This is a genomic window from Aeromonas sp. FDAARGOS 1416 (assembly GCF_019048085.1).
In the GTDB taxonomy this organism is placed as follows: domain Bacteria; phylum Pseudomonadota; class Gammaproteobacteria; order Enterobacterales; family Aeromonadaceae; genus Aeromonas; species Aeromonas veronii.
In genome coordinates, this window is the sequence record NZ_CP077301.1 from 1,840,505 (window position 1) to 1,852,565 (window position 12,061).

Sequence of the window (12,061 nt, forward strand, 5' to 3'; positions counted from 1 at the left end):
TATAATTGGGCCATTGGTAATCAAGCAGGATCTAACCTATGTCCGCCATACGTGTTGCTGTACTCGCCTTCAATGGTGTGAGCTTGTTTCATCTCTCCGTACCAGGACTCGTATTCGGAACCGTTCAAACCGCTCAGCATGAACCGCGATACGAAATCAGCTACTGTGCTGAGGTACCGGGCATGGTAGAGAGCGATCAGGGTATCGCCATCACCGTCAAGCACGGGCTTGGGCTCATGGATAAATCCGATGTCATCGTCATTCCTGCCTGGAGTGATCCCTCGGTTGTCGCATCAACAGCGCTGGTTGAAGCGCTGAAACTCGCCAATGTCCAAGGCAAGCTGATCGTGGGGTTATGCTTGGGCGCGTTTGTGCTCGGCGATGCCGGTTTACTTGATGAGAGAGAGGCGACGACGCATTGGCTCGCACGAGAGACGTTTGCACAACGGTTTCCGAAGGCACGTTTTCGGCCCGAGGTGCTCTACGCCAGTACCGACAACATCATGACCTCCGCAGGAACCCTAGCCGCGATTGACTGTTGCCTTCATTTGGTGATGCAGCGATACGGCGCTGAAACGGCCAATCGCACTGCGAAGCTTCTGGTGACCCCTCCACATCGGCAGGGGGGACAATCACAGTATGTTGAACACTCCGTCCCGCGACTTGCCACCGAGACTAATCTGTCCGATGTGCTGATATGGGCGAGGCAGAATCTGGCCGATGCTCTGTCGCTGGATGTTCTGGCTGAAAGGGCAAAGATGAGCCGGCGAACCTTTACTCGCCGGTTTCGCGACGCCACTGGCAGTACGGTCACCCAATGGTTGAATGCTGAGCGCGTTGCCAGAGCACAAGCGCTATTGGAAACGACGGATTTGCCGATTGAATGCATCGCAGGTGAAGCCGGTTTCGGGACAGCCTTATCGTTAAGGCAACAATTCAGTGCCCAGTTAGGCACGTCACCCTCTGACTATCGACGGATGTTCTTTCGTAAAATGAATCCTGAGGCGGAGACGCAAGAGCTGGATCGTTCTGCCAAGTCGTCTGTTCAATCGTAAACACATGTTCAACTGCCTGTTTCGCGTTGGAGCTAAAGGTTCAGATGCTGAAATTTTGTAGAGGTGGTGCTGTTTTTATATACTTTTGTTGTGTTTGGGGGAGGTGCGAGCCTTTTAAAGGGACTCGACGATTAATGTCCTGTATATCTGATCGGGTTGATATGGCTAATCTGCCGTTGAGAATTCAACGGCAATAAAACAATCAGAGCCCCCTGTGTTTTACAACCTCAAGCCCTAATTAACCTGCCGAGTTGTGGTGGTGATCGGTATTCTTTATAGGATGTCATGGGTTGCTCTGGTTGGATGCAGGTCAAGCGAGTAAATCTCCCATTAATCAGCCTCAAACCCTTGCCATGACTGCGTTTGAAGTAATGATGGTTAAGCTGAGTAAGTGAAGTTGCTATGAAGCGTGGTGAGTGCTGGATGGGCTCTTATCAAGGTTTACTCAGTGTTTATATATAAATCACCTTAATCAATTAACCAAAAACCACTGTAGGTCAGTAATGGCGAGGGTTTGAGGCTGGTTAAGAAGCTAGAAAAACCACTTAACATGCACTTAACCAATTAATCATTTGCCCAATAGACGGGCAGAAAAAGCCCCGCCTTATCGGCAGGGCTTAAGAGTCACTTGTCGGCTTTACCCTTCTCTTTGGGGCTATCGACGGGCAGCAGGTACTCGGTCCTATTAGAACGCACCCTGCGGCTCTGGAGCTTGCCCTCGCTCGCGAGCAACCGGAGTGCCTTACCCCAACTACTCGCCATGCTCAGCCTCTCACCGTGGCGGGCGCACAGCCCGCTCGCCGTGAGCCATTCAGATGAGGCCAGTGGACGCGATAGATGGTGGTGGTAAATAACCTCATAATATGGACCCTTGTCTGTGTGAGCATCGTTTTCCGATGCAGCTAGTGCAGCTGTTGCATCATCCAGAAACCACGTTGCTCCTGACTCATAGCGCTCCCTTACCTCCAGCCAAAACTGGCGCAGTTGCTCAGGGTCTGTCTGGGACAAACGGCCTGCACTCCAGCTCCATCCAAGGATCGAATTCAGGCCCTCAACATCAGCTGCCGCAGCCAACTCGATAACAGCAAATCTGGAGTTACCGGTTGTATCCTTGAGAAAATCCGTCCCGTTGACCGTGGCAATATAGGAAGTCTGGCGCTTTTTGGTGGTCATGCAGCGGGCATAGGGTAGGCGATAGCTGTCGTTCTCTCGGGTCAAAAAAGCCTTGAGGCTACCCGCCTCATGTCGGGTCGTACTCTCAAGCTCAGCCAGCTCCACAACCCATGCAGACACTGCGCGACGAACATCATCAGGCTTGTCTGGATTGATGGCACAATCAAGGGTCGAACCTTGCACCACAGTAGCCAGACGGCTCACCCAGGCGCTTTTTCGATAGGACTGTGCCCCCACCAACACAGGCACCAATTTCGAGTACCAGCGCGGTTGATAGAGTGCAGCGACACACCCAACCAGCCATGCATGCAATACCGCCCCCGCATAGACGGGATTAGCAGGATTGAGGGTAGCAATCACCGCATCGATGCGCGGTTTCCCATCCCACGGAGCCCCACGTTCGAGCCACTGACGCACAGGGTGATAACTGTGGCGCTCACAAATTGCGATCAGGTGCTCCTCAATCACGGCATCCGGCACACCTGCCAACTGGCAGGCATCAACCAGCGCGGATCGCTGACCCGCCTCAGAGCCTCCCAGACGCTCACCATCCGCATTAGCCAGTTCTGCCTCACCCGTCATCAGGTTGTAGCGTGGCTCCCAACCGTTGAATGTGATAAGAGCAAACAAATTCGAGCTGGTTTTGATGGGGCGGCCAGTAGGGCTCATATCCGGCAGAGTCAGCAGTTTACCCTGCATCACCGACCTGGCAGCCTGCTGCACCTGTTGTGTGGCAGCACCGTCCTTCTGACCGTCATATGACGAAATATCATGCCCCGCTGTTTTGTTTTTATTATTTTTCATTTTTATTATCCTCGGTGTTATCACCTGATTGTTGTTATATATAACCTCTGCCATTTTCTACTTTTTAATTGCGTGGGGTAGTTAAAACATACATGGCTCCACTCAATTAAATTCAAACCGTTTTTATGAATGGTATTGCGCCATCAATATGGGATGACCGTCACCGAGATATAGGCGTCAAGGTTGTTCCTCCTCGTCCCGAGTCAGACTCCACCTTGACCCCTATACCCGCCTCCTTCGTCATCCCATATTGACCGCTTCATACCATCCATAAAAAAGGGTTCTCCACCCCACTCCGGTCGCTGCGCAACCTACGGGGGTTCCGGTCTCGTAACCTCGACACACCCCCATACTTACGTGCGTAAGTATGGTTTTCAACAGCCGTGCTTACGGTGTGTTTTAAATCATACTTACGGTTGTATTCTTTGCGTACTTACGACTCTTTTCATGGCGCACTTACGTGCGCATCCGTAAGCGCTACATGTTATATTTTTCACGCCAATGAAAACCATCATTAGGTGTTTATATGTCCGAGTATGACTATTTTTGATGAGTGAAGATTGAGAATATTACCGCGAGAAACCATCATCTTTTGATTTGTCTCTATTTATAAATGAAGCCATTCCTTTTCGCTTAACATTTGATTCCTCACTTGGCTCAACCACCATTATTGGTGTATTTGGCTGGATATAGCTTTTATTATCCGCAGACGGCACGTTGTGAGTCACTCTAATGTGGCTCGGGTCAGCATCAGCAGGACAACTCGGTAAACGTCCTCCTCTTGCTGATTTTCGATTTCCGTAACGATTAACTGAGGCTGTGGCCTGATGTCCCATCAAATAGGCAATTTGTACGCGGTCCATTCCGGAGGCTTTGAGCTCTGACCCCAATTGATGACGCCAACTATAAAATGTAGGGAGATGATTGCGCTTCGGCCATAAATTTTTTCCTGCAATGCGAAGTTTATCTTGCAACGATTTAATATTGGCGAACTGTGCTTCTTTGACTATTGAGCTTAACCAGCGAGGGTCAACGCCTTCAAATTGCAGAGTCCTGTCTGCACCACGAATACCATTATGGCTCTTTTTTGCCCCCACAATACGTACTTTATCGCCATTTACTGTAATGTCAGCAAGTTCAGTGGGCCTGATACCAGTGTAGGAAAATAGTATTATCGCAGCAACCATTCTTATATCATTCCGCGCGTTGAAATAATCGATCAGCACGGTTTGGTCAGCAGGATTGATGCTCTTAACCCTGTTCTGCTTTTTCTTAACTGGAGTATTGCTACCTTGAGCCGTGACTGGATTACGTAATCCCATAATGCGCTCAGCGGCCTCGACATAACCCAGATTTTTTTGATGATAGACAAGTGCTCCACGCAGGCGACGCCAGTAGTCAGGACGATATTCAGGCGCGCAGGCCAACAGCTCATCTGAAATGTTTTTAGCTGTAACCTTGATGTTTTTTCTTTCAAGGCGAAGATAGAAATGTTTTGCCAACCTTTCGTATTCTAGTTTTGTTTTTTCTGTAGCCATTTTTATTCCTTAGGCTCTTAACGGCCCTTATTTAACGTATTATCGAATCAATAATATATCGATATGAATCACAGTAGTTATCGCTAATCTGATTGAGAATGCGGTTCACCAACATGTATGTTTTTCATTGATTGAGCAACCAGCCCTAATAAATATTGCTGAATTTTTGGGTCGGCAATTAATTTAGTCATGTCAAGTTCTGAGTTGTTGGCCGAAACCAGAGTCTGCTTCTCATTAAGGCGGAAGCAACGAGCAAGCGCGTTTTCGGCTAATGTTTTGAAATCCGCAGCATCCTCGACTAACCATTTTCCATAATGGCGCCTTATCATTGCGGTACTTGTATGCCCCATCTGTTTGGCAATCCATTCGATATTAACACCTGCGGACAACAGTTGACTGGCATAGGTATGTCTAAATTGCGATGGCCCTCGGTAGGCAACGCCCGCAGTGGCACAAAACGGCTCAAAAAAATCCTCTCTGAATTCATCGACGCTGATGTATTGACGTCGCTTATCCGGATAATAGGCTAATAAAGTCCGGCGCAGTTTGATCCGCGTACGATTGTCAGCACACATGACCGAAATAGCTTTCTCTTTGCGATGCCTAGCATGCTCCAGAAGGGTGCACAGTGCCTGCACCGCGGGGACAGTCAACTCGACTGTTCGGCAGGAGCTTTTGGTTTTCGGCGTTTTATAGCAACCATCTACCAGGGCCAGATCAACACGCAGTGTGCGTTTATCCAGGTCGATAGCCTCACGGCTAATTGCCAACAATTCGCTGATCCGCAGTCCAGTGGAAATACCAACCTGGATTATTGCTGCACCAATAGGGTTGATATGTTGATGTGCAATAAATAACTGGATCTCTGATTGCAGGAATGGCTGAGGCTCTACCACCTCAAATCGACAATTTTTGACATGACACATCGGATTGATTTTTATAATGCCATCTCGATAGGCCCTGTTAAATACCTGTCGCATAATGTCAATATATTGATTAACTGTGTTCCCTTTGAGGCGTTTTAGCAGTTTGGCAATATACATTTCGATGTCGGTTGCATTAATATCAACCAGCTTCTTTTTTCCCCATTTACGGATAAGCTGCCAGGCCTTTCTACACAAAACATCATAGGTTGCGTCTGATACCTGTTGATATTTTATGTTCAGGTGTTCCTCTACTGCGGTTTTGAACGTTTTTTCACGAGGATCTGATTTTAGATTGTTGTTATTTTTCATGTGCACCCTGTTTTTGTTATTATAATTTTGCGCAGGATTACATTCAGCAAAAACCAAGTCAAATAAAAAGTGAAACCTAACAAAAACTAATTTAATGTCAATTTTAAATATATTTGAAATAAATAAATTGTCAAATTAACGACCAGTAACAGCAGAAGCCTGTCACACTATTTTAATGATGAAAATCAACATGTTACTTTGCCAGGCAAGCACGTGAGTGGGTATACCTCACCCACTCAAATGCCTATTTGGCCTGATATTCAAAATTCGACTAAATCGCTGGGGATTGACTCGATTTTTTCTCGCAGCAACGCGATACCTAGTCGCTTGCCGTAGCGCCCAAACGTGAGCCCCTTTTTGCTATGACCCACCAATTCCGCCACGATGTGCTCAGCCACATCGGCCTGTTGCAACTCATCGATAAAGGTATGCCGCAGCCCGTAAATGGTGGGGCGGCCTTTGCCGATGATACCTGCATCATTGAGATGACGCTGAAAACGACACACAAGGTTATGTGACCAATCATCATCCTTGCCTGACGGTTTGTCATCGAACAGGAACGTCTGCCCTTGGTGGCGACGATGGGACACATAGTCCAGGAATTGGTGCGCAATCAGCGCATGGTGCAGTGGAATTGTGCGATAGGCGTTGATGGTCTTGAGGGCTTGACCGACTTCACCGGCCTCCACCACCAGACACCAGATGCCGTCTACCTGTTTGATGTTTTGGGTTTTTAGCTGACAAGCCTCGGAGGGCCGCAGTCCGCCATAAAGACACAGCAGCGGCACCCACCAATCCTGGATTTTCAGTCTTTTGCCCTTTTGAGCTTGTTTGCTGCGCAGGCTCGCAAACAGTTGGGCCAGTTGAGGGCGCTGCCAGCGGATACGCTCCTCATCGGCTCGTCGCGTGACGGGTTTCTTACCGGCGGTGAGTCCGTCGAACGGGTTGCGCGCGCAATATTCCAAGGCCACACACCAGCGGAAGAACTGTTTGAGTGCGGCTAAGTAATCCCCTTTGGTTTTGAAACTGAGCTCAGATTTGCGCAATAGGGCATTACGGTACGTCTGTGCCAATGCGGGCGTCACCTCATCGATTTTGACGCCTTTGGCCCAGGTGACGAAGGCGTTGATCCGAAGTTGGAGCTGGCCCATCGACTTGTGCTGGATCCCCTCACTGGCTTTAGTCTCGATGAATCTCGCCAGTGCATGACTGAGCGTGATCCCACTGCTGGGGCAAGCTGAGGCATCAACAGAAGGTTCACGAGGTGTGGAAGGTGTTTGAGGAGGGATGAACCCCGCAGCCTTGAAAGCGTCAAGATCGGCGCGGATCCAGCGATAGAAACTGCGAGGGGAAGTATCAGCAGGGGTAGCTGCGATAAGTGCGCGAGTACGAGCTGCCACAGCCAGGTTTCGGTCTACAGCGAGCTGCCTATCTTTGGTGCAAAGGGAAGTACGGATAGCGAAGGGCAAGCCACGGTCACGTAATGACTTAGGCAGCGGGAGACGAGTGTAGTAGGTGCCGGAGGCATTTTTACTCAGATACATGATTGTTCCACCCAGTTGATCCAGGAAAAAAATCACGTAAGTCTAGAAATGAAAAAACCCGTTGAAATTCAACGGGTTATATTTGGCGGTGAGGGAGGGATTCGAACCCTCGATACGTTGCCGTATACACACTTTCCAGGCGTGCTCCTTCAGCCACTCGGACACCTCACCAAATTTTTGCTCACTGCTTTATGTGCTTGAGCTGCACATTCGCTGGCGGACCATGCCGCGGCGACGGGGCGTAATGTAAGGGATATGATGGCTTTTGGTCAATGCAATTTTTTACTTTTTGCGTTCGTTTGCTCAATATCCGAACCAAGTGACCAAAAATATGCCGTTTCGTATCCCTTTCAATCAATTTACTGCCGCTTCGTGCAAATGTTCACCTTTGAGCGCCTCTTCCAGCGAGCCGTAAAATTCCAGCCTGCCGGGCTGCGGCCGCACCTTGGCACGGGCCAGGGTCTTGAGCGGTTGGAACTGCAACTCGGCCACCCGCAACTCGACACCGGCTTTAGCCATCTGCTTGCCAAAGTGGAGGAAGGCTGACAGGCCGCCCGCATCGAGGATGGAAACCGCCTCCATCTGCAACACCAGCACCTTGTGTCCTTTCACTTGTGATTCCAGCTCGGCAAAGACCCGTTCGGCCGCTGCGAAGAAGAGCGGGCCGTTGATCTTGTAGAGCAGGCCGTTGTCCGGCACCTCATGGGCATAGCGCTTGTGCTCGGCCAAATCGTGCAGTTTGGTCATCTTGGCGATTTCGCGCATAAAGAGCAGGGACGCCAGGATCACCCCGAAAGTGATGGCGATGACCATGTCGAAAATGACGGTGAGTGACAGGCAGACCAGCAGCACCAGCACATCGGATTTGGGCGCGCGACGGATCAGCTCCACCACCTTGTGCGCTTCACTCATGTTCCAGGCCACGATGAGCAGCAAGGCAGCCATTGCCGAGAGCGGCAACCAGGAGAGCCAAGGGGCCAGCACCAGAATGGCGGCCAGCACCACCAGCGCATGGACGATCCCCGAGACGGGGGACGTAGCGCCGGCACGCACGTTGGCGGCAGAGCGGGCGATGGCAGCGGTAGCGGTAATGCCGCCAAAGAAGGGGGCGAAGATGTTGCCAAGCCCCTGCCCCACCAGCTCGGCATTGGAGCTGTGTTTGCGACCGGTCATCCCATCGAGCACCACGGCGCAGAGCAGCGATTCGATCGCCCCCAGCATCGCCATGGAGAAGGCGGCAGGCAGCAGCCGCTCAACAGCCGCCAGGTTCCATTCAACTGGCAAGCCATCAGGTCCGGGCAAGGCCCAGGGCATCACCAGGGTCGGCGCGATGGGCGGGATCCCCATCCCCTGGGTGCCATCGGCCAGGGTATAGCTGAACTTGCTGCCAATGGTGGCCACATCCACCCCAAAGTAATGGAGGCCAAAACCCAGACCTACCCCGACCAGCACCGCGGGCAAGTGGCCGGGCACCGGCAAACGCAGGCGCGGCCAGAGCAGCAGCACGGCCAGCGTTGCGACCCCCACCAGGGTATCGCCCCACTGCCAGCTTGGCAGGGCGGCGGCCAGCGCTTCGACCTTGCCCAGATAGGTTTCCGGCATCTCGGGCACGCTCAGTCCAAAGAAGTCCTTGATCTGCAAGGTGGCGATCACGATGGCGATACCACCGGTAAAGCCCAGCGTCACTGACGGGGGAATGTACTCGATAAGGCGGCCAAGACGGGCCATTCCCATCGCCACCAGAAAGAGGCCGGAGATGAGCGTCGCCATCAACAGACCACCGACCCCGAACTGCTGGGCGACCGGATAGAGGATCACTACAAAGGCAGCGGTCGGGCCGGAAATGGAGTAACGGGAGCCACCGGTCACGGCGATCACGATACCGGCGATGATGGCGGTATAGAGACCGTGTTGCGGCGGCACACCGCTGGCAATGGCCAGCGCCATGGCGAGCGGGATGGCGATGATGCCCACCGTCACACCGGCGATAAGATCACGGCCGAAGCGGGCCATGCTGTAGGGTTCATCAATACAGGACTGGCGTAAGGCTATGGCGAACTTCACGCTATTTAAAGAGGCTTGCTTGTGCATGTATATCGTAATACCAGAAGAGGGAGATAAAGGCCGGAGAGATCCGGCGCCCGATCATCATCAAGGGCCGGCAGGGCTGTCGACGCGGCGATGGTATCCTGCGTAACCTTACTCCAGACCGGCCATTTTTTCGATGGGCAGGATCAATGAAACGCGCGCTCACCCGTTATTTGGCCTATTTGCCGCCAAATCGCCGATCTTGGCTCCTGCTCTCCCCCTTTTTGCCACAAAGATTACCATTTGAGCCTCACTGTATTACCAGCACGTTCGCGACATCATACTGGCATCATCAGGTTGATGCGAACCGAGCCAATAACCCCTGGGCCGGTTGGGGGGAGCGATGGCAAGGGACTGATTGTGCTGAAAATAAACCGCAAAGCGCAACTTTTGGGCAAACAGTCCGAAAATCCGGTTTTCGGGAAATTCGCGGGTTGACACCAGCCGCCCTGGTCATTAATATTCGCCCCGTCTTAACGAGACAGGCAATTCCTCCTTAGTTCAGTCGGTAGAACGGCGGACTGTTAATCCGTATGTCACTGGTTCAAGTCCAGTAGGAGGAGCCAATTCCCTCGTAGTTCAGTCGGTAGAACGGCGGACTGTTAATCCGTATGTCACAGGTTCAAGTCCTGTCGAGGGAGCCAAATTCTAAAGCCCAGCCTTTTGGCTGGGCTTTTTCGTATCTTCTGTTCGCCCCCTTCCCTGTCACGCGCGCCCTTCAAATGCCCTCTGTCATAACGCCTCTTGCCTGCATGTGATGACCAACCTGCATACAGCTTGAATTGTCTATTGCGCTCCATCCCATAAACAAAGAGCTGGATTGACCAGCTCCTTTGTGTGCACCTCATCTCACTGCCGGATGCCGGGATCAGAAACGGTAGAGCAGACCTGTGGTGATGCTGGTGGCGTGAATATCGTAAAAGTCGATCCCGGAGTTTGCCGTGGCGTAGCTGGCGCTCAGGAGTGCAGAGAGCGGCGCAATGCCAAACAGCTGGTGCCAGAAGAGGGTGGCATCGATGGCCATGTCGCGGCTGTCGGCACGCTGGCCAAACAGCGGGTTGGCCTCGTCATAGTCGCGCTTGCCCAGATAGAGGTTGCTGACAAATGACCAGCGGGGCGAGGTTTTGGCGTACGTGAGCTGCAACCCCTTGCTCACATAAGACTCGGCACTGCCCGCCAGATCAGCCTTCTCATAGCGCACTGCTGGCTCGAGGAACTGATCGTCTGCCAGCCGGAACTGGTAGGAGAGCTCGGCGAAGTTGACCCGGCCATTGCGATCCAGCATCCCCATCACAGCGCGACCATATTGCTCGCCGCTGGACTCCCCATCCACCTTGACGTCGCGGCTGGTGATGCTGCCACTGAGCGCACTACCCCAGATGTTGTCCCACGCCAGACGGGCGCCGTGGGATCGCACGTCACTCTGCTCGCGTTCCACACCCACAGCAAAGGGATCGCGCCAGACCTTGACCGGGGTGGCATTGAACACCAGCGAACCGGCCACGATCCCCTTGTCCCCCAGTTGCTGGCGCAGCCCGAACTGCTGGGTACCGTCGCCACGAATGGCATCCTGAATGAGGTTGCCCAGAAACAGCTGGCTACCGGTGGACGCAAAGGTGTAGCGCAGATCGCCGTTGATCACCGGATCAAGGTGGCGCTGCTGCGCCGCAACACCCAAAGCGTCAATACGCTCGCTACCTGCACTCCCCGTGGCAAAATTGGACTTGGTCTCGCCAACGCTGGCCCCCGCCAGCACACTGCCGGAAAAGCCAGATTCCCCGGGAATGGCTCCCAGCTCTTGTGCCTGAACCCCGCTTGCAACCAGCATCCCCATACTCAACAGCAGACCAATACGCATCGCAACACTCCTGGCAAGCGGCCACAAGAGTGGGCCGAGCCTGATAAATAGGAGGGAGGCAGTCGCCCCCCTGAATTGAGAAGCGGCATCTTACGGCAGGGAAAAATCACAAATAAGACAGCGGGATGCGGTTTTATTTTTTATGATGGCTTTTTATTTTTTTATAGGCGCAAGCAGGGGGCGACCCGGCATAATCAGTCCCCACGGCCTTGCAACGCTGCGGGCTGCTCGCGCCATACTCACTCTATTTACCCCTGTTCCCAACATCGGAGTTCTCATGCGTCGATTCAATTTCATGCTCAATGGCAGCAGATTGATGATGTTCCCCTTCTACATTGGCATTCTCATCTGCGTGGTATTGCTGATGGTGAAGTTTGCCATGCAGCTCTATCAGCTTTCTGTAAACATTTTCGAGATCCCCTATCTGGACCTCATTACCGGCGTGCTGACCCTGGTGGACTTTATACTGGTGGCCCAGATGCTGATCCTGGTTGCTATCTGTGGCTATGTGCAATTTATCCAGACGGAAGAGCAGCGCGCCTCCCTTAGCAGCAACTGGCTTAGCAAGATCAACTTTGCCTCCCTCAAGCTCATCGTCATCAACTCGCTGGTGACCATCGCCGGAGTGGAGGTGCTCAAGGCATTTCTCGAAGATGGCATCATCAATGAAGTCGATATGAAGTGGTCCGTGGTGGTGTTTCTCGCCTTCTCGCTGGCCGCGCTCATCTATGCGGTGACCGAGCGGATGGCGGAGCATAAATAGTCG

At 52.3% G+C, this 12,061-nt stretch carries 8 protein-coding genes and 3 tRNA genes; 4 read left to right on the top strand and 7 right to left on the bottom strand.

Going from position 1 to position 12,061, the window contains the following annotated elements; genetic code table 11:
* Positions 1–38 precede the first annotated feature (38 nt).
* Positions 39–1,055 (top strand): GlxA family transcriptional regulator, encoded by a 1,017-nt coding sequence (locus I6L46_RS08140; RefSeq protein ID WP_216977841.1) that lies wholly within the window; start codon positions 39–41, stop codon positions 1,053–1,055.
* Positions 1,056–1,679: 624 nt separating this feature from the next.
* On the opposite strand, the gene I6L46_RS08145 is transcribed toward I6L46_RS08140, so the two are convergent.
* The 6 genes from I6L46_RS08145 to dauA all read right to left on the bottom strand — a co-directional run bounded on the left by I6L46_RS08145 (position 1,680) and on the right by dauA (position 9,440).
* Entirely contained in the window at positions 1,680–3,032 is a 1,353-nt protein-coding gene (locus tag I6L46_RS08145) for a virulence-associated E family protein (RefSeq protein WP_216977842.1), read from the bottom strand.
* A gap of 569 nt (positions 3,033–3,601) precedes the next feature.
* Positions 3,602–4,570: a site-specific integrase gene (locus tag I6L46_RS08150; protein ID WP_216977843.1), complete on the bottom strand. Its 969-nt coding sequence runs from the start codon at positions 4,568–4,570 to the stop codon at positions 3,602–3,604.
* Between the two features lie 83 nt (positions 4,571–4,653).
* The gene (locus I6L46_RS08155) at positions 4,654–5,805 is read right to left on the bottom strand and encodes a site-specific integrase (RefSeq protein WP_216977844.1); all 1,152 of its coding nucleotides are present in this window, start codon (positions 5,803–5,805) and stop codon (positions 4,654–4,656) included.
* Positions 5,806–6,065: 260 nt separating this feature from the next.
* Positions 6,066–7,349 (bottom strand): tyrosine-type recombinase/integrase, encoded by a 1,284-nt coding sequence (locus tag I6L46_RS08160; RefSeq protein ID WP_254203142.1) that lies wholly within the window; start codon positions 7,347–7,349, stop codon positions 6,066–6,068.
* Between the two features lie 83 nt (positions 7,350–7,432).
* A tRNA-Ser gene (locus tag I6L46_RS08165) sits at positions 7,433–7,520 on the bottom strand.
* 183 nt (positions 7,521–7,703) lie between these two features.
* Positions 7,704–9,440, bottom strand: coding sequence for a C4-dicarboxylic acid transporter DauA (gene dauA / locus I6L46_RS08170; RefSeq protein WP_216977845.1), 1,737 nt, complete (start codon positions 9,438–9,440; stop codon positions 7,704–7,706).
* A gap of 487 nt (positions 9,441–9,927) precedes the next feature.
* Between dauA and I6L46_RS08175 the strand changes: the two genes are divergently transcribed.
* A tRNA-Asn gene (locus tag I6L46_RS08175) sits at positions 9,928–10,003 on the top strand.
* A 2-nt stretch (positions 10,004–10,005) separates the two neighbouring features.
* Positions 10,006–10,081, top strand: a tRNA-Asn gene (locus I6L46_RS08180).
* A gap of 224 nt (positions 10,082–10,305) precedes the next feature.
* Here the strand turns inward: I6L46_RS08180 and I6L46_RS08185 are convergent.
* Positions 10,306–11,295, bottom strand: a complete 990-nt coding sequence (locus tag I6L46_RS08185; protein ID WP_216977846.1) for a DUF2860 family protein — start codon at positions 11,293–11,295, stop codon at positions 10,306–10,308.
* A 277-nt stretch (positions 11,296–11,572) separates the two neighbouring features.
* On the opposite strand from I6L46_RS08185, the gene I6L46_RS08190 reads away from it, so the two are divergent.
* The gene (locus I6L46_RS08190) at positions 11,573–12,058 is read left to right on the top strand and encodes a YqhA family protein (protein ID WP_005333692.1); all 486 of its coding nucleotides are present in this window, start codon (positions 11,573–11,575) and stop codon (positions 12,056–12,058) included.
* Positions 12,059–12,061 lie beyond the last annotated feature (3 nt).